Annotated in this window: 13 protein-coding genes and 1 pseudogene; 9 read left to right on the top strand and 5 right to left on the bottom strand. The window is 59.9% G+C overall.

Going from position 1 to position 18,176, the window contains the following annotated elements; all coding sequences use genetic code 11:
- Positions 1–40 precede the first annotated feature (40 nt).
- Positions 41–1,903, bottom strand: coding sequence for a bifunctional diguanylate cyclase/phosphodiesterase (locus AF70_RS15790; RefSeq protein WP_028939464.1), 1,863 nt, complete (start codon positions 1,901–1,903; stop codon positions 41–43).
- The gene (locus tag AF70_RS15785) at positions 1,900–4,206 is read right to left on the bottom strand and encodes an EAL domain-containing protein (RefSeq protein WP_028939463.1); all 2,307 of its coding nucleotides are present in this window, start codon (positions 4,204–4,206) and stop codon (positions 1,900–1,902) included. Before AF70_RS15785 ends, AF70_RS15790 begins: the two co-directional genes overlap by 4 nt.
- A gap of 257 nt (positions 4,207–4,463) precedes the next feature.
- On the opposite strand from AF70_RS15785, the gene AF70_RS15780 reads away from it, so the two are divergent.
- From AF70_RS15780 to AF70_RS15765, 4 genes are all read left to right on the top strand, one after another.
- Entirely contained in the window at positions 4,464–5,816 is a 1,353-nt protein-coding gene (locus tag AF70_RS15780) for an HD domain-containing phosphohydrolase (RefSeq protein ID WP_019581571.1), read from the top strand.
- A 216-nt stretch (positions 5,817–6,032) separates the two neighbouring features.
- Entirely contained in the window at positions 6,033–6,467 is a 435-nt protein-coding gene (locus AF70_RS15775; RefSeq protein ID WP_019581570.1) for an NUDIX domain-containing protein, read from the top strand.
- Positions 6,468–6,503: 36 nt separating this feature from the next.
- Entirely contained in the window at positions 6,504–7,142 is a 639-nt protein-coding gene (locus tag AF70_RS15770) for a LysE family translocator (RefSeq protein WP_019581569.1), read from the top strand.
- 2 nt (positions 7,143–7,144) lie between these two features.
- Positions 7,145–7,654, top strand: coding sequence for a GNAT family N-acetyltransferase (locus tag AF70_RS15765; protein WP_028939462.1), 510 nt, complete (start codon positions 7,145–7,147; stop codon positions 7,652–7,654).
- 5 nt (positions 7,655–7,659) lie between these two features.
- Here AF70_RS15765 and metR read toward each other — a convergent pair whose 3' ends face one another.
- Positions 7,660–8,577 carry a transcriptional regulator MetR gene (gene metR, locus AF70_RS15760; RefSeq protein WP_018926627.1) on the bottom strand — a complete coding sequence of 306 codons (918 nt, stop codon included), beginning with the start codon at positions 8,575–8,577 and terminating at the stop codon, positions 7,660–7,662.
- Positions 8,578–8,696: 119 nt separating this feature from the next.
- Between metR and metE the strand changes: the two genes are divergently transcribed.
- A complete protein-coding gene (gene metE / locus AF70_RS15755; protein ID WP_028939461.1) occupies positions 8,697–11,009 on the top strand; it encodes a 5-methyltetrahydropteroyltriglutamate--homocysteine S-methyltransferase in 2,313 nt (770 codons plus the stop codon).
- A gap of 69 nt (positions 11,010–11,078) precedes the next feature.
- Here the strand turns inward: metE and AF70_RS15750 are convergent, their stop codons facing one another.
- Positions 11,079–14,378, bottom strand: coding sequence for a hypothetical protein (locus AF70_RS15750; protein ID WP_028939460.1), 3,300 nt, complete (start codon positions 14,376–14,378; stop codon positions 11,079–11,081).
- 263 nt (positions 14,379–14,641) lie between these two features.
- Between AF70_RS15750 and AF70_RS15745 the strand changes: the two genes are divergently transcribed.
- The 4 genes and pseudogenes from AF70_RS15745 (at position 14,642) to AF70_RS15730 (ending at position 17,763) form a co-directional block, all read left to right on the top strand.
- Positions 14,642–15,661: an alpha/beta fold hydrolase gene (locus AF70_RS15745; RefSeq protein ID WP_028939459.1), complete on the top strand. Its 1,020-nt coding sequence runs from the start codon at positions 14,642–14,644 to the stop codon at positions 15,659–15,661.
- Between the two features lie 142 nt (positions 15,662–15,803).
- Positions 15,804–16,046: pseudogene (locus AF70_RS15740) on the top strand (DsbA family protein); the annotation flags it as partial.
- A gap of 116 nt (positions 16,047–16,162) precedes the next feature.
- On the top strand, positions 16,163–16,858 hold the full coding sequence (locus tag AF70_RS15735; protein ID WP_028939457.1) for a hypothetical protein: 696 nt from the start codon (positions 16,163–16,165) through the stop codon (positions 16,856–16,858).
- The gene (locus tag AF70_RS15730) at positions 16,855–17,763 is read left to right on the top strand and encodes a hypothetical protein (protein WP_019581566.1); all 909 of its coding nucleotides are present in this window, start codon (positions 16,855–16,857) and stop codon (positions 17,761–17,763) included. Before AF70_RS15735 ends, AF70_RS15730 begins: the two co-directional genes overlap by 4 nt.
- A 77-nt stretch (positions 17,764–17,840) precedes the next feature.
- Here the strand turns inward: AF70_RS15730 and AF70_RS15725 are convergent, their stop codons facing one another.
- Positions 17,841–18,170, bottom strand: a complete 330-nt coding sequence (locus tag AF70_RS15725) for a GlpM family protein (RefSeq protein ID WP_172901245.1) — start codon at positions 18,168–18,170, stop codon at positions 17,841–17,843.
- Between the last annotated feature and the right edge of the window lie 6 nt (positions 18,171–18,176).

Genomic DNA, 18,176 nt, shown 5'->3' with positions numbered 1-18,176 from the left:
TGATTCCTTGGCTCAGGGCCTGTGTGTTGTTGCACATCGTTCAGGAGATGGGCTTTACGGTGGTCAGGTATTGCACGAAGGCGTCCGGCTCCACGGCTTTGCTGAAGTAGTAGCCCTGGCCTTCCTCGCAATGGAGCGCCTTGAGAAAATTCAGTTGTTCGAGGGTTTCCACCCCTTCGGCAATGACCGTCAGATTGAGGCTTTTGCCCAGGCTGATGATGGCGCCGACCAGAGCCGCGTCGTTGCTGTCACGGCCCAGGCCACGAATGAACGATTGGTCGATTTTCAGTACATCGATGGGAAACCGTTGCAAGTAACTCAGGCTGGAATAGCCGGTGCCGAAGTCATCGATGGCCAGCCGTACACCCAAAGCCTTGAGCCGATTCAGCGCGACCATCGTGGCATCGACGTTCTGCATCAATACGCCCTCGGTGATCTCCAGCTCCAGCAACGCGGGGTCCATACCGGTTTGCTGGAGTATCTGTTCGATGCCTTCGACAAAATCCCGCTGGCGGAAATCGATGGCCGACACGTTCACCGACATGCACAGATTCGGCAGGCCATTTGCCTGCCAGGTACGGGCTTGCCGACAGGCCTGGGCCAGCACCCATTTGCTCAATGGCACGATCAAGCCGCTGTCTTCGGCTACACCGATGAAGTCTGTCGGGTAGATCCAGCCTTGCCCCGGTTTTTGCCAGCGGATCAACGCCTCGGCGCCGACCACCTTGCCGCTGCCCAGGTCGAGTTTCGGTTGGTAGTGCAGGACAAACTCGTTCCGCTCCAGTGCCAGGCGAATCCCCGACTCGATGGTCTGCTGTTCCCGCGCGCGCTGGTTCATCTCATCGATGAAAAAGCTGAAATCGTTGGGGCCGCTTTCCTTGACGTTGCGCATCGCGGTTTCGGCTTTCTTGATCAGAGCGATGGCATCGAAACCGTCATCGGGATAGATGCTGATGCCCAGGCTGGCCGTCACGCTCAGGTCATGTCCGGCGACGTGCTGGGGCGCACGTATGGCGTTCAACAGTTTTTCGGCGATGCCCTTGGTCTGTTGGGGGTGGTGGATGTCGGCCAGGATCACCACAAATTCGTCGGAGCCGTAGCGAAACACCGAGTCGGAGGCGCGCACGCAGGCCACCAGGCTTTGCCCGACACGCTTGAGCATCTCGTCACCGGTCGGGTGGCCCAACGCATTGTTGATGCGCTTGAAGCGGTCGAGCCCCAGAAACATCACCGCCAGTTGTTTGTCATGGCGTCTGGACAAGGCCAGGGACTGGTTCAGCCGGTCACCCAGCAAGGTGCTGTTGGGCAGCTCGGTCAACACGTCGTACTGCAACAGATGAGACACCTTGAGCAGTTCGTGGACCCGGGCTTCGATGGTTTGCTCCAGGCTCAGCACTTTCATCGCCGCGTCCTGCGCCATCTGCCACTTCCAGGTCAGGGCGCTGGCCATCTGGCGGATTTCCAGGCTGTCGAAAGGTTTTTTCAACACCAGCAATTGATCGCCGAATTCCAGCCGTTCGGCCATGGCTTCCCAGGTGTAATCGGAGAACGCCGTGCACAACGCGATTTGCAGGTTAGGATCGGCTTTCCAGAGCCGTTCGATGGTTTCCAGGCCATCCCAGCCAGGCGGCATGCGCATGTCGGTGAACGCCATGGCATAAGGGCGACCTTCTGCCTGGGCCCGCTTGACCAGTTTGAGTGCTTCCTGGCCCTGATAGGCGGAGTCGAGCTGGAAGACCAGCCGAGTCGTTTGTGGGGTGTCGAACAGCGCGGCTTCAGTGCCGGCGAGGGTGAGTTCATCGTCGGTATCGGCGCCCAGAATCTTGCGGAAATCCTCATGGATCGAGGGCGTGTCATCGATGATCAGAATGCGCCGGTTGGCCTGGATGAACGGAGTTTTCATTCCTTGTCCTCCGTGGCACGCTGCGAATCGCCCGGCCTTGCTCCGGGATTGTGATTCGCGTGCACGATGCTCCCGGCCTTCAACAGTTCGGCGGCCTGCTGGCTGCTGACCGCTTGGCTGAAGTAGTAGCCCTGGGCGTTCATCGGTGAGCCGGTGGCCATCAGCGAAGTGCGTTGCTCCTGGGTTTCGACACCTTCGGCGATGATGCCGATCCCGACGTCGCGGGCGAAATTGATAATGGCCCGCAAGGTGGTGGCGCTGGCCGCGTCGTGGGCGGCGGTGTCGATGAACGCCTGAGCGAGTTTCAGGTGATTGACCTGGTAAGTCTTGAGGTAGTCGAACGAAGAGTATTCGGTGCCGAAGTCATCGATCGCGATCTTCACCCCCAGCTCACGCAGGCGTGGCAGGATATCGTTGTGCGTCCACTTGGTCTGGGCCAGGGTCGCTTCGGTGACGTCGAAACGCAGGTCCCACGGGCACAGATCCCAGCGGGCAGTGGTGCGCAACACGTCATAGATCAGCTCGGGACCACTCTTGAGCTGGGCCAGGGACAGTTTTATCGCCACCACCGGTGGTGCCATGCCTTCATCGCGCCACTGGTGCATTTGCCGACAGGCGCGCTCCAGCACCCAGTGACCGAGGGCGATGATGATGCCGGTCTTTTCCGCCGCGGGCAGGAATGCGGGGGCTTCCAGTAAACCGCGTATGGGGTGATTCCAGCTGACCTGCGCTTCCATGCCGAGGATCTTGCCACTGCTCAGGTCTACTTCCGGCCAGTAACGCAGTTCGAGCTCGTCGCGTTCGATGGCGGTTTTCAAGTCGTTGGCGATGGTCATGCGCTCGACCACTTCCTGATTGATTTCCTCGGAGTGGAAGTGGTACTGGTTGCGGCCCTTTTCCTTGGAGCGATACAGCGCCATGTCGGCCTGGGTCAACAGGCTGTCGGCGCTGAGGCTGACCTGGGTGTAGCTGCTGATGCCGATACTGACCGAGACCCGCACGTCGTTGCCGGCCAGGGAGTAGGGCAGCACCAGTGCATCGCGGACCTTGGCGGCCAGGGCCGCTGATTGGGTCGGATCGCCGACGTCCAGTTGCAGGATCGCGAACTCGTCGCCCCCCAGACGGGCGACCACGTCGTTTTCCCGCACGCAGGTTTTGATCCGTCGGGCGACCTCCTGCAACAACAGGTCACCCACCGGGTGGCCCAGGGTGTCGTTGATGCGTTTGAAGTGATCCAGGTCCAGGTAAAACATGGCGAACGGGGTGGCCCCTCGCCGGGCGGCGGCGAACGCCTGATGCAGGCGCTCGATCAGCGTCGCGCGGTTGGCCAGCCCGGTCAGCCCGTCGGTGCGGGCCAGCAGGGCGATCTTTTCCTCGGCCAGTTTGCGTTCGGTGATGTCGATGATGATGCCTTCGACTTCCAGCAAGCGGCCTTCATCGTCGCGCACCGGGATGTAGCGGTTTTCGACCCAGCGCCAGTCACCGTCGCCGGTGCGCATCCGGAATTCGATGGAAGCACCGGCTGCATGGCGGTCCAGCACCCGCGCCATGGCCGTGTCGACTTTCTCTTGATCGTCGGGATGGATCAGCTCCTGAGCCCAGTTGGACGAAGCCACCAGGGCCGCCGCGATGTGGCCGTATTTGGTGATGTTGTGGGAGATATACATCAACGGAAACGACGGTTCGCCCCGCAGCCGATACAGAATGGTCGGGCTGTTCTGCACAATGATGTTGGCGTCGGACAGCTCCCGGGTGCGCTCCTCGACCGCTTGCTCCAGCAGGGACATCTTCAGCGCCGCGTCTTCGGTCATTTGCCACTTGGCGGTCAATGCGCTGGCCATCTGGCGGATTTCGATGGCATCGAAGGGTTTTTTCAGGATCAGCAGGCGATCGCCCAGTTCCAGGCGCTCGTCGATGTCTTCCCAGGAATAGTCGGAATACGCGGTGCAGAGCGCCACTTGCAGCTTGGGATCGACCTGCCACAGGCGTTCGATGGTTTCCAGGCCGTCCCAGCCCGGCGGCATGCGCATGTCGATAAAGGCCATCGCGTAGGGCGAGTCATTCGCCAGCGCGGTCTCGACCTTGTCCAGCGCCTCACGGCCCTGAAACGCGGATTCGATGATAAAACCTTGCGACGATACCGACACGGGGGTGCCGAACAGGGCGTTTTCAGCGCTGGCCAGACTGTCGTCTTCGATCGATGACGGGCTGAGAATCTTGGCGAAATCCTCGTGGATCGACGCGGTGTCGTCGACGATGAGGATCCGACGATTAGTCCGCGCAAGCAGCGTATTCACTGACATGCGCCTGTACCGACAGCAGTTTGGTGCGATGAGCTCATAGAGGGTATCCCTTCCCTGAGTGCTGGACGGAGCGGGCATCGTTTGGATCCGAGTGACCTGAGCATAGTCGTCCGGTCGGATATTCGCCCGGTTGACTGAAACGAATCATTTGCGGAGTCGGTCGGAAAATCATCTAGCCTGTAGCTCAGGCTCGGGAAAGTCAGAGGAAGTTTTTTCGCGCCTGACATAAAGAGGCTGGTTTCACTTGAGGTATCGCCATGGAAGAGCAGCTCCCCACGACTGTGACCGATAAACCCACGTTACTGCTGGTCGACGATGAGGAGTCGATTCTCAACAGCCTGCGCCGCCTGCTACGCAGCCAGCCCTATGAGGTGCTGCTGGCCACCAGCGGTGCCCAGGCCCTGGAAATCATGGAGCAGCGGTCGGTCGATCTGGTGATGAGTGACGCGCGAATGCCCAATATGGACGGCGCCACGCTGCTGGCCCACGTCCATCAGCGCTACCCCGACACCACCCGGATCATGTTGACCGGTTATGCCGACCCCTCGGCCATTATCAAAGCCATCAATGAAGGGCAGATCCATCGTTACATCAGCAAGCCCTGGCACGATGAGGAAATGCTGCTGACGCTGCGGCAATCGCTGGCCTATCAGTATTCCGAGCGTGAGCGGTTGCGTCTGGTGCAGGAGACGTGGGACCAGAACGAAAAACTGAAGCTGCTCAACACCACCCTGGAAAAACACGTCGCGGCCCGCACCAGCGAGCTGCAACAGACCGCTGACATGCTGGACCTGGCTTACGAAGAGCTCAAACGCAGCTATGTCACCGGCACGGAAGTGTTTTCGTTGCTGGCCAACCTGCGCCTGCCACCTGCCAAGCAGACCAACCGGCAGATCATCGAACTGGTGCGGGTGTACTGCAAACTCCATTACTTGGACGAAGCCACCAGTCGAGACCTGACCATGGCGGCGGCGCTCTACAACATCGGTAAATTGAGCTGGACCGACAGCATGATGAGCACGCCTTCGGATCTGCTGCATCACAATGACCGCGAGCGCTATCGGGGTTATCCGAAGCAGAGTGAGTCGCTGCTGATGACGCTCGACCCGATGAAAGATGCCGCGCGGCTGATCCTGCACCACCAGGAGCGTTGGGACGGCAGCGGTTTTCCCGATAGGCTCAAGGGCGAGGCCATTCCGCTCGGTTCACGGTTGCTGAAACTGGCGGTGGATTTCATCGAGTTGCAGCGCGGGCTGATCCTCGAACGGCAGATGAACAGCGATGAAGCCCTGGTGTATATCCGCCAGTACGCCGGTCGGCTCTATGACCCGGAACTGGTGGAGGATTTCATTAAGGTCTGTGCTGCTTACCTGAGCGATGTGACGCTGGCCGATCCGACGGTCAAGGTGCTAACCACCCGGGACCTGGCGGCGGGCATGATCCTGGCGCGCAACCTGAATGCCGACAACGGCATGCTGCTGCTCAATGCCGGCAAGGTGTTGAACGGGCCGCTGGTGGAGAAACTGATCGCGTTCGAGGCGATGGAAGGTGCCAAGTACAGCATTTTTGTGAAAGTGCCGGAGGAAGTGGCGATTCTTGAGACGAGTTGAGCTATCAGCACTGATAAACAGTGGGAGCGGGCTGTGGCGAGGGGGCTTGCCCCCGTTTGAGTGCGTAGCACTCACAAGATCTTTGATACATCAGAGATTTTGGGGCTGCTTCGCTGCCCAACGGGGGCAAGCCCCCTCGCCACAGTGCTTTTCGACGTGACGAAAAGCCGGCGCTCATGTGATCCTTGCGCCTTTGCCCAAGGCCAATCCTGATCCATGACGCTTTCATCCACCGCTTCGCCCCGCATCATCCACATTGCCGCTGCCCTGTTGATCGGCCCCGACGGTCGCACCTTACTGGTGCGCAAGCGCGGCACCCAGGCGTTCATGCAGCCGGGGGGCAAGATCGAGGCCCATGAGCAGCCGGTCCACGCCCTCGCCCGTGAGCTGGAGGAGGAACTGGGACTGGTCATCGATCCGGCGCACGCCACCTACCTGGGGCCATTCTCGGCACCGGCCGCCAACGAGCCGGGTTTTGTCGTACAGGCCGAACTGTTTCAGTTGACCATCGATTCTGACGTTTGCCCGGCGGCGGAAATCGAAGAGGTGCGCTGGATCGACCCGGCCACCGACGGCGATCTCACGCTGGCGCCATTGACACGAGACCTGATCTTGCCGTTTTATCGAGCTTCACTGATCGAAACCGCCTGATCACCCAGACCCTCTGACTTCAAGGACAGGATGCCCATGATTCCACTTCAAGACTTGCTGATTTTTGCCGCTGCGGCGTTGCTGATGGTACTCACGCCAGGGCCGAACATGATCTACCTGATCTCCCGTTCCATCTGCCAGGGACGCAAGGCCGGGGTGACGTCATTGCTGGGCGTGGTCGCGGGATTTCTGGTGCACCTGTTCGCCGCCGCAGCGGGTTTGACCGCGGTGTTCATGGCCGTGCCGGTGGCCTACGAGGTGCTGAAGTGGGCCGGTGCGTTGTACCTGCTGTGGCTGGCCTGGCAGGCGGTCAAGCCCGGTGCGCGTTCGCCGTTCGAGGCGCAGCAGTTGCCGGCGGACTCGTCACGCAAATTGATCACGATGGGTTTTCTCACCAGCGCTCTGAACCCGAAGATCGCGGTGTTTTATCTGTCGGTGTTTCCGCAGTTCATTTCCCCTGAGCACGGTTCGGTGTTCAACCAGAGCATCATCCTCGGCCTGACCCAGATCAGCGTGAGCTTCAGCGTCAACCTGCTGATCGCGCTGTTCGCCGCAGGCATCGCCTCCTGGTTCGTCAACAACCCGAACTGGCTGGCGATGCAGCGCTATTTCATGGGCTTCGTCCTGTCCGGGCTGGCGGTGCGGTTGATGTTTGAGCAGCGGCGAGTGGCCTGAACATGTGGATTCAGCGGCTTGATGTCAGTCATGCCCTGGATTATCGGGCGCTGATGCTCGAAGCCTACGACTCGCATCCCCAGGCGTTCACTTCCAGCGTGCGCGAGCGCGCCACGATGCCGCTGGGGTGGTGGGAGTCGCGCCTGACCAGCAAGCTGGACCGGGTGCTCGGGGCGTTCGAGGAAGGGGAACTGGCGGGCATCGTCGGCCTGGCCTTCGAGTCTCGGGAAAAGGCCCGGCACAAGGCGACACTGTTTGGCATGTACGTGACCGGCAAGGTGCGCCAGCGCGGGCTCGGTTATCAACTGTTACAGGCCGCGTTGGCTGAAGCGCAGAGTCATCAGGGCCTGAGGTTGATCCAGCTGACCGTCACCGCCGGCAACGAAGCCGCCTTCAGGTTGTATCAGCGCTGCGGCTTCGTGCAATTTGGCCTGGAACCGTTGGCGGTGCGGGTCGGCGAAGACTACTTCGACAAGATCCACATGTGGCGCGAGATCACCCCTGAGCCTTGATCGTTCTATCGGACGGCACTAACCCCATCCAGCGTCGAAAACGACGTGTCCTTGGCCGTCAGCAAAAAGTCGCGCATGTACGGCGCATCCAGCATGTCGGCGCGGATCCCGGCATACAACGTCGCAAACAAGCCTTTCTCCCCCAGCCGTTTGGCCTTCACATAACCGCGTGAACTGTACTCATGCAGCGCCCAATGCGGCATGCCGCAGACACCGCGACCGCTGGCCACCAGTTGCATCATCATCACCGTCAGTTCCGAGGTGCGCACCTGCGCCGGTTCGATGTCGGCCGGCTCCAGGAAGCGGGTGAAGATGTCCAGCCGATCGCGTTCCACCGGGTAGGTGATCAAGGTTTCCGTGAGCAGGTCTTCGGGCACGATGTATGGCTTGCTCGCCAAGCGGTGTTGGTTCGCCACCGCGAGCATGGCTTCGTAGGTGAACAACGGCACGTAAGTGATGCCGACCAGTTCCAGCGGATCGGAGGTCACCACCAGGTCCAGGTCGCCTCGGGCCAGCGCCGGCAGCGGGGCGAAGGAGAAACCCGAGGCCAGGTCCAGTTCGACTTCCGGCCAGGCATCGCGGAACTGGTCGATGGTCGGCATCAGCCACTGGAAGCAACTGTGGCACTCGATCGCCATGTGCAGACGCCCCGCCGTGCCACCGGCCAGCCGCGCAATGTCACGCTCGGCACTGCGCAGCAACGGCAGGGTGGCGTCGGCCAGTTGCAGCAGGCGCAAGCCGGCACTGGTGAAGCGCACCGGTTTGGTCTTGCGCACGAACAGCGGCATGCCCATGCGTTCTTCCAGCTCCTTGAACTGGTGGGACAGCGCCGACTGGGTCAGGTGCAGGCGGTCGGCCGCATCCACCAGGCTGTCGGCTTCGCGCAGGGCGTGCAGGGTTTTCAGGTGACGGATTTCAAGCACCGAGGGCTCCATGAGGAAAACTTGTGATCAACACGAAAAGGTTGAGTTTGTCTCATGTTGGCTGAGCTGTCGACAATAGCAGCATGTTTTACAGCATCCTTTATAGAGAGAAATTCACCATGGCTCTGGCCCACACACTTGGTTTTCCGCGCATCGGTGCCGACCGCGAACTGAAAAAAGCCCTCGAAGCCTACTGGAAGGGCGATCTCGATCAGAACGCGCTGAACAGCGTCGGCCGCCAATTGCGCGCCACCCACTGGCAATTGCAGAAAGACGCTGGCATCGACCTGCTGCCCGTGGGCGACTTCGCCTGGTACGACCAGGTGCTGACTCATTCCCTGACCTTCGGTGTGATCCCCGAGCGTTTCGACAGCGTCAAGGATGAACGCGGCCTGCCGACCCTCGACACCCTGTTCGCCATGGCCCGTGGCGCCACGGCAGCCTGCTGCGGCAGCGAACACGGCACCGCGCAATACGCCCAGGAACTGACCAAGTGGTTCGACACCAATTACCACTACCTGGTCCCGGAATTCAGTGCAGACCAAGCATTCAAACTGAGTTGGGAACAGTTGTTCGATGAGGTCGAAGAAGCCAAGGCCCTCGGCCACAATGTCAAACCGGTGATCATCGGCCCGCTGACTTACCTGTGGCTGGGCAAAGCCAAAGGCAACGACTTCGACAAGCTCGACCTGCTGGAACGCCTGCTGCCGATCTACGGCGAAATCCTCGGCCGCTTCGCCGCCCAAGGCGTGGAGTGGGTGCAGATCGATGAGCCGATCCTGACCCTCGACCTGCCACAGTCCTGGAAAAACGCCTTCGAACGCGCTTACCACATCCTCCAATACTCGCCGCTGAAAAAACTCGTGGCCACCTACTTCAGTGGCCTGGAAGACAACCTCGGGCTGGCCGTCGGCCTGCCTGTACAAGGTTTGCACATTGACGCGGTGCGTTCGCCGGATCAGCTCGGCCAGGTTTTGGATCGACTGCCGACCTACAAGATTCTCTCGGTGGGGCTGGTCAACGGCCGCAACGTCTGGCGCTGCGAACTGGAGCAAGCCCTGGCACAACTGCAATTTGCCCAGGAGCGCTTCGGCGATAACTTGTGGGTCAGCAGTTCCTGCTCGCTGCTGCACAGCCCGGTGGACCTTGCGCGTGAAGACAAACTCGACCCCGAACTGAAAAGCTGGCTGGCGTTTGCCGTGCAGAAGTGCGGTGAGATCGCCGTGCTGCGCGATGCCCTGAACGATCCGCAAGCGCCCAAGGTGCAAGCCGCCCTGGCTGAAAGCCGCGCCATTGCGGCCAGCCGCGCCCAATCGCCGCGTATCCACAAGGCGGATGTTCAGGCCCGCATCAACGCCATCGGCGCGGCAGACAGCCAACGCCATTCGCCGTTTGCCAAACGGATCGAGCAGCAGCGTGCGCGCTTGCAGCTGCCGGCATTCCCGACGACCACCATCGGCTCGTTCCCGCAAACCGGTTCGATCCGCCTGGCTCGTCAGGCCTTCAAGCAAGGCAAACTCTCGGCCAACGATTACACCGATGCCATGCACAGCGAAATTCGCCATGCGGTGCAAATCCAGGAACGCCTGGGCCTGGATGTGCTGGTGCACGGTGAAGCCGAGCGCAACGACATGGTCGAGTACTTCGCCGAACAGCTTGAGGGGTATGTCTTCACCCGTTTTGGCTGGGTCCAGAGCTACGGTTCGCGCTGCGTCAAACCGGCGATCATCTACGGCGACCTGAGCCGCCCAAACGCCATGACCGTCGACTGGATCACCTATGCCCAGAGCCTGACCGACAAGGTCATGAAAGGCATGCTCACCGGTCCCGTGACCATGCTGATGTGGTCGTTCCCGCGCGAAGACGTCTCGCGCAAAATCCAGGCCCAGCAGCTGGCATTGGCCCTGCGTGATGAAGTGGTCGACCTGGAAGCTGCCGGCATCAAGATCGTGCAGATCGACGAAGCCGCATTCCGCGAAGGCCTGCCACTGCGCCGGGCGCAATGGCAGGAATACCTCGATTGGGCCGTGGAAGCATTCCGCCTGAGCGCCTCCGGGGTGCGCGATGAAACCCAGATCCACACGCACATGTGTTACAGCGAATTCAATGACGTGATCGAATCCATCGCGGCAATGGACGCCGACGTGATCACCATCGAAACCTCGCGCTCGGACATGGAATTGCTGGAAGCCTTCGAAGCCTTCGACTACCCGAACGACATCGGCCCGGGCGTCTACGACATCCACTCCCCACGGGTGCCGGACACCGCCGAGATGGTCAAGTTGATGAGCAAAGCGGTGAAGCGGATTCCGGCAGAGCGGTTGTGGGTGAATCCCGACTGCGGGCTCAAGACCCGGGCGTGGCCGGAAACTGAAGCGGCGTTGGTGAACATGGTGGCGGCGGCGCGGCAGTTGCGCAGTCAGTTGGCTTGAGGTTCTGCGGCGCCTGCACTGGCGCCACCGCGCAGTCCCGTGAGTCAATGTCACTTGGCCCATCACGATCTATGGCAACGCCGTTCTATTAAGATCGATGTATTCAATGGTCGAATCATTACCAACGCCTGAGGCCTCGTGGCTGATTAGCCTCAACTGCATGGTGTGCGTCGTTGCCACAAACTGGAGTCGCAAGGGCACTATTTGATTAAAGTTCGAAAGCGTGTAAATGCTGGAAAATACGTCACTGCTGGTCCCCAGCTGAAGTCGCGGGTGAGCATGCAGTGTATTTGAACGGAATATGTTGGATGTCAGCAGGTAGGTCGCCCCAGGTGTCAGATCGGTGAAAGTCCTTACCAGCACATTGCCGCTTGATTGGTTGGTATAGGTCTGATTAGAAAGGGCCCAGTAATTTTGGACCGGGTGAATGACCCACGCCAGATCGGTTGCCCCCCCGGCCCCTCCCCAGACCCAACCCCCGGCGTCCCGATAGTGGAAAGGCGCGATGTGGTACTGAAGACCCTCCTGCACCCAAAAGCTGAAAGGCGGCGAGGTCAAATTGCTGCCATCGACAGTCATGGCAGTGATGGAATGACCGGTAGGGGTAAACCTGCCAGCGGGCATCGTCCATATACCGTCGCTATTGCTTAGGTAACGCCCCAAAGACCTGTTGTCGTCCATGACTTCCACCCACTGGTCGGGTTCGGCGCTCCCGCTGATGACAAACCCGGTGCGGTAATAGGTGCGTGCACCGGGCTGGAGAGAGACTCCGCCCGCCGCGATGTCGGTGATGATCGGCGGCTGGGCCCGCCGCAGCACACTGAGATCAAGAGGGCGCGATGTTGCTTGGGCGTCGCCGCGGATCAACAGGTAAGTGATGTTGACTTTCTGCCCCAGATTGGCATTGATAAAGGCCACGCTCAGCGGAAAATCCGCTTCACCGGCAGCGTTCAAGGGCAGGGGGCTGAAGGCGGGAGAGCCGTCACCCGCGCTACCGCGCACCAGCAATTGCACGTAATCGCCCGGGGTAAACCCTGGCACGATCACCCGACCCGTGGCCCCTTCCGGGTTGTCCCTCGGTTCCAGTTCGTCGTTGTTGCGTGTGATCAGCACAAGAGGGGGGGGCAAATCCGGCAAACCTTGGCCGATGACGCGGGCCGTGGCAATTCTCGAGTTGGCGATGACTACCCCGTTTCTGGATTGCACATAACTGCCGGTCACCACGTGCCCGGAGATCACCAGGTTGTTGGGTACCTCCAGCGCAAGCGGGCCGGGTTGCCCGAACTGTCCGGTAATCGTCCCGTCGACAAAGAAATCAGGACTGGGTGGGCTGCTGTACCTGGCCCTGATGGTGTCGCCGATGACAAATTGCGGGGTAGAGGTTCTGACTAGCATGATCAGGTCGTTACTGCCCAACTGCCCCCGATCAATGATGGCCGAGTCATCATCAGTAGGGCTATCCAGGAAAATCGGAGCAGGACGCCGCACCCCGGCGAGATCGACATCAATCACCACGGGCACCGAAAACGGGTCGGAGGGGCCTGCAACGTTTCCGATCTGGTCATAAGCGGTGTAGGTCAAAGTGAACTGCGGATTGTCGCCAGCCTGTTGAAACTGCTGCGCTGTCAACGTGCGCACGATGCAGATTGGCGTAATACCTCCGAACAGCGGTGCCTCGGTCGATAGCACCGTGAAACGAGCGGTGAGGGTACCCATGCGCAACTCGATGACGTCGTACGCGCGGCAATAGGGGTAGCAGAAACTCACCTCGACACCCAGTGCTGCGCGAGCGGCGTCCAAGCCATTGTCGATGACGTCCTGCGGCAACTTCAGTTGCAGCTCCGAGTGCCCCGGGATGGAATTGATGTCCCTGTTCCCGGGGCGGATGGCGTTGTACAGAATTTTCAGCAACGGGGTGGACCTTTGGGTATTGCCACCGACCCGGCTTACCGTGGCCTCCAGTGTGTTTACGGCGTTCGGGTTGAGTAGCCCGTTGGGGATTGTCGTCAAGTGCGGGTCATTCTCTGTCCCGGGTTGAACAATCTCCGTGTCGACGATGTTTCCGTTGAGCCACAGGTCGATGACATCGAACGCTGCCGCGCCAATAATGGGATCGATAACGACATTGGCCCCGTTGGGGGCGTTGTCGTCGTAAATCCGTAGTGGTACCCCGCCATCGCCTCCCACCACCGCAGGGGTCCAGCCCAGGATGACCGGCGGGAAAATCTTCAGGACGCTGTTTTCAGGAGGCGCAAGGAAACTTCCAATCGCTTCCTGATTTTGCGCCTCGATCGAGGCGCTGATCCTGCCCGTGTTGCCGACGATGAGAATTTCCTTGGACGGTAATTGCTGCTTGCCGCCCTGGGCGTCGGTGCGGGTGAAAAACAGTCGGGCGCTACCCCCGGCAAGTTCCTGGAACACGGCGTTGGCAAGCTTGAAAACCAGCGTCGTTTCGGATTTCAGGGTTTGCATCTGGCTGAGCGACTTGGGCATGCCCATGCAGTCCAGCCCCATCCAGAACAATGTCAGCTCGTCGCCGGGGCTAAAGGCCCGGGTGTCGAGGCTGACGTTGACCGATTGGCTCCCCAACTGACTCAAGTAGAGGGTGTTCTGTTCATCGATGCCTGTCACCGTCGGCGGTATCGGCGCAGCGGTGCCGGTCTGGATCATCACCGAAACACCCAGTGAGTGATCAGTGGCGTCATTGCCGACTTCATCGCCGATTTTGTAGTACAGAACGGCCCCGCCATCGCCATTGCTGGCCACCAGCTCCCTCGACAGGGTAAACGTCAGGGACTGCCCGACCTCAGCGGCTGTTACGGTGTGGGGCAAGGCCCGGTTGCCGACGATCAGCGTGACTACATCATTTTGGCGCATGCCGTCATAGGGCGCGACAACAACCGTTTCATCCTGTTGGCCGTTCAGGGTGGTCGAGGTGAGCTGCGGCGGGGTCAACAGGTAGTGTCCCGCAGCATCCGGTTGCGGATCGATGCCACCGGGCAACACGGTTTTCACCAGTACTTTCAAAGGGCCTGACATTTCAACGTTTACCCTGTAAGTCAGGGTGAAAAATCCTTCCGGTATTAACTTTGCCAGGATGTGTTTGCTGATGGGCTGGCCGCTGTAATCCTTCTCGACCGCCCACACCAGAACCAGTTGGTTATCGATGTACACCAACACGTTATCGCCAGGGTTGATGGCGTAGGGCGGGATGACAATCTTTAGACCATGCGCTCCGATCAAGGCTCGATTGACACCAACATCCGCCTCTTCGACCGGCGAAATCGCGCCGGGAATTTCAAGTGCTGGGCGAGTAAGGCCTCTGACCGCCCGGGCTTGAGGAGTTTCGGACCGATAGTCAATGCTCATGGAAGTCTCCGGTGGATGGCGATACTGGCTTGTTTGCTCCTGGTTGATTGAATACTCAGCAGGGGTGGCTGCCAACTGTCAGAATTAACAGGTAAAGGCAGACTTCCGATGAGTGGTTTGTGTTTCTCCCGACAGGAACGGTAAAGGCGCTGGGGTGACCATTCGGCAATCTTCATCAAACTGTCACGCAACTGTGGCAGCGCGCTTGATCAAACTTCATCAGACTCGCGCTCTACTGGGGTTCTGCGTTTTGGTGTTTTTTCATGCGTGTATTCATTTTTCTGGCCGCTCTGTTGTTTGGCCTGCCGTCTTTGGCGGCGTCTCGTTGCGACGTCAACGTTCCAACCGAACATGCCGATCTGGCGCAGGTGAGCTTGGCGTACCAGAGCATCGGCCGTGCTTCGGACCCTGCGTTATTGCTGGTGATGGGTCTGGGTGGGCAGTTGATTCACTGGCCGGACGAGGTGGTGGTCGCGCTGTGTCAGCAGGGTTTCCGGGTGATTCGTTATGACAATCGCGATGTCGGCCTCTCCACGTGGCGGCAAGCGCCTGCCGACGCCAACCTGACCTTCGAAGTGCTGCGCTACAAAATTGGGTTGCCAGTGTCGGCGCCTTACACCCTGACCGACATGGCGGACGATGCCTTTGGCCTGATGGACGCGTTGCACGTCGATCAATTCCACGTGTTGGGCGCGAGCATGGGCGGGATGATTGCCCAGCACATGGCGGCGATGGCACCGCAACGGGTCGAGAGCCTGACCCTGATCATGACCAGTTCCGGAGCCGAAGGCTTGCCGGCGCCGAGTGCGGCGTTGTTGCAGTTGCTCGCCCGTCGTAGCGCGCCAAGTCGCGAAGTGGCGCTGGAGCAGCAGGCTGATTTGCTGGCGGCGCTGGGCAGTCCTTCGGTCACTGATGATCGGCAGGCGTTGCTGCATCAAGCGGCGCTGTCTTATGACCGGGCTTTTAACCCGGAAGGCGTTAAGCGCCAGATCATGGCGATCCTTGCCGAGCGCAGTCGTGTGGATCTGCTCAACCAACTGCGCGTGCCGACGCTGGTGGTTCACGGCACCGCCGATCCGTTGTTGCCGGTAATGCATGGCGTGCATCTGGCGGCACACATTCGTGGCAGTCAGTTGAAGTTGATTCCGGGGCTGGCCCATCGTTTTCAGGAAGCGTTCAAGGCGCCGTTGCTGGCGGCGGTGTTGCCGTATTTGCAGGCCCATCGCGAAGATACTTCGCACTGGGCGCAGATTGATCCGGTGGCAACTCCCAATCTTCTGTAGTTCCCAATCCAAATGTGGGATAGCGGAACGGCCGCCACACAGGCTCAGCCTGCGGGTGTATCGTTCAAACTTTCCGGCGCGATTCCAGCCTGTGAAGTAAATGATGAGTCCCCCCCGGAAAATCGACGATCACGCGCAGTAGGCCCGGATCGCCGAAAGCGTGGGGCTGGACCGGCAGTGGACCGAAGCGATTCTGGCGTCCGATGAATTTGTCAAAGAGGTTCGCGAGCAAGAGCAGTTGTGGTTATCGCGCGGCGTGAGTTCAGTGCCGACGGTGCTGTTCAACGGGCAATACGCCGTCACTGGCGGGCAACCGATGGAAGCGTTTGTTGGCGCGATCCGGCAGATCATGAGTGAAGCCAAGGGTGGGACAGTCAACGGCTAATCTCGATCTGCGCAGCCTGCGGCAGCTTCTACTGAAAATATATCAATGTGCCACTACGGTTTTTGCCGATGCTGCCGACATAAGCAGCATCGTTAATAATCATAGGGACTTGATCCATGAATCTTCACGCTCTACGCACTTGGGCAGCACTGACGTTGCTCGCCTGCCTGACCCTCACTGGCTGTGCCCACGTGCAACCTCCAGTACCGCTGGATCACCAATTCTGGGATGCCAAAGAGCCGACTATCGGCGTGGCGATCACTGTGGTGCCGGAGCCGGTGCTGGCGTTGACCGGCAATCAGGGGATTCTCGATTACGCCATCAACAAGGGCGTTAACAACAAGCTCAGTGACAACGTCGCAAAATGGCAAGTGGGCGACCTTCACACCTTGCCGGATGTCCTTGTCGCCAAGCTGCAGGCCAAGGGTTACAAAGCCAAGCGGATCAACGAGCCGGTCGACCTGAATGCGTATAAGGAAACCAGTTTCCGCGAAGGCTACATGACCCGTGACATGACGCCGGTCAAGGCCGCCTACGGCGTCGATCGTCTGCTGCTGGTGAATGTCTACGCCACCGGTGCCACCCGCAGCTACTACAGCGTTGTGCCGACCAGCGTACCGATGGCGCAAGTGGGCGGACAGGGTATGGTGATCGATCTGGCAGACAACAAGCTGCTGTGGTTCAAACCCTTTGTCGCTACGCAAGCCGCCCAGGGCGAATGGGACGAGCCGACCTATACCAACTTGTCCAACGCGTTCTATCAGGCTATGGACAATAGCCGTCAGCAAATGATCACCCCGTTCGCGCAATGACGCGCCTGCCCATAGTGGCGGGTGCGCTGGCCCTGCTGATGCTGACGGGGTGTGCGCAAAAACCGGCTCCTGAGGCCGGTTTCAAGGACCAGAGTGCCTTGCCTTACGTCCAGGCCCACGGGCTTAAGGTCGACGTGCAGTTGCCGCCATCCTTTGTGGGGGCCAGCACCGTGATTGACTCGCAGGCGGCTTTGAAGGCTGCGTCGTCGAGTCATAATCTGGTGGCCAGTTCAGGCAACGGTGCCGGGCTTGCCGGTTTGCTGGTGGCCAGCCTGATCAACACCCAGATGGGCAGCGGCAGCTTGCAGCGCGATGCGGAAAAAACCGCGCTCAACGAGGCGCGACCGATGGCCGACTTGCTTGCAGGCGTTCCATTGCAGGAGCGCCTGCAACAGCGCTATCAACAGGCTTCGCAAGCGGCCGGGTTCAAGCAAGGAGAAGGGCAGGTCACCGCACACCTGGTGATTGAGCCCAAACTGATGCTTACCCCCGATCGCGGCAGTTTCGTGCTGATCAATCAGGTGCAGGTCCAGGATATTGCCGGTTCGGCGCTGTATCGCATGCGGATCGAAGTGGTCAGCCAGCCGATTCGGCGCTGCGGCAAGCAGTGCATTGACGATGGCGGCTTCGATTTGGCGAAGGTCACGGCGGTGCTCGACGAGTGTATCGATGAATCGATGCGGGTTCTGGCCACTGACCTGATGCAGCCGACACCGCCAGCGACCGCCCAGGAAACCTTGCGTTATAACCTTGATGGCCAGCGAGTGGTCGAGCGTGGTTATCAACTGGCCAACAACGGAAACTATTGGCGTTATCGCAACCTCTATGGGGCGGTGAAATCGGTGCCGGTGCCGTTTGAGGATGCGTTGACACCAACGCAGTTGCAGAAGGTTTACGGGCAGTAACCACTTACCCCTGCAGGAGCCGCCTTCGCAGCTCCTGCAGGTGTATGCAAATGCAGCAGGCCGCGATTTTTTTGAATTTAGCCGTGCAGGCGAACCCACACGCTGACCAGCACCGTCGCCGCCATCAACCACGCCACCGCTGCCACCGCCAATGAAGCCTCCAGCCGCATCCGGTCGACCATCACATACAAGGTCGCCAGATAGACGAAGTACGGAATGATCGACCACATGCCAAACACGATGGTGGTCTTCAGGTCATCCAGCGAACGCCCTTTGCCGACAATGTAATGAGCGATCAGCGCAAAGGTCGGAAACAGCGGCACCAGGCCTGCGATGTAATAGTTTCTGGTCTTGGCCAGCATGGCGAGGATTACCACCACTGCCGCGCCCAGGGTTGCTTTGAAAATCAGGTC

Origin of the sequence: Pseudomonas sp. KD5 (assembly GCF_012932895.1) — a bacterium.
Lineage (GTDB): Bacteria > Pseudomonadota > Gammaproteobacteria > Pseudomonadales > Pseudomonadaceae > Aquipseudomonas.
Note: the sequence above shows the minus strand (reverse complement) of the source record. Positions and strands in the feature narration are given on the sequence as shown.

What these genes read in the sequence shown, in the direction of transcription:
- AF70_RS15735 (WP_028939457.1), top strand. Translation starts at nt 16,163, where the DNA reads ATGAATCTTCACGCTCTACGCACTTGGGCAGCACTGACGTTGCTCGCC.
- AF70_RS15730 (WP_019581566.1), top strand. Translation starts at nt 16,855, where the DNA reads ATGACGCGCCTGCCCATAGTGGCGGGTGCGCTGGCCCTGCTGATGCTG.
- AF70_RS15775 (WP_019581570.1), top strand. Translation starts at nt 6,033, where the DNA reads ATGACGCTTTCATCCACCGCTTCGCCCCGCATCATCCACATTGCCGCT.
- metE (WP_028939461.1), top strand. Translation starts at nt 8,697, where the DNA reads ATGGCTCTGGCCCACACACTTGGTTTTCCGCGCATCGGTGCCGACCGC.
- AF70_RS15770 (WP_019581569.1), top strand. Translation starts at nt 6,504, where the DNA reads ATGATTCCACTTCAAGACTTGCTGATTTTTGCCGCTGCGGCGTTGCTG.
- AF70_RS15750 (WP_028939460.1), bottom strand. Translation starts at nt 14,378, where the DNA reads ATGAGCATTGACTATCGGTCCGAAACTCCTCAAGCCCGGGCGGTCAGA.
- AF70_RS15765 (WP_028939462.1), top strand. Translation starts at nt 7,145, where the DNA reads ATGTGGATTCAGCGGCTTGATGTCAGTCATGCCCTGGATTATCGGGCG.
- AF70_RS15790 (WP_028939464.1), bottom strand. Translation starts at nt 1,903, where the DNA reads ATGAAAACTCCGTTCATCCAGGCCAACCGGCGCATTCTGATCATCGAT.
- AF70_RS15785 (WP_028939463.1), bottom strand. Translation starts at nt 4,206, where the DNA reads ATGTCAGTGAATACGCTGCTTGCGCGGACTAATCGTCGGATCCTCATC.
- AF70_RS15780 (WP_019581571.1), top strand. Translation starts at nt 4,464, where the DNA reads ATGGAAGAGCAGCTCCCCACGACTGTGACCGATAAACCCACGTTACTG.
- AF70_RS15745 (WP_028939459.1), top strand. Translation starts at nt 14,642, where the DNA reads ATGCGTGTATTCATTTTTCTGGCCGCTCTGTTGTTTGGCCTGCCGTCT.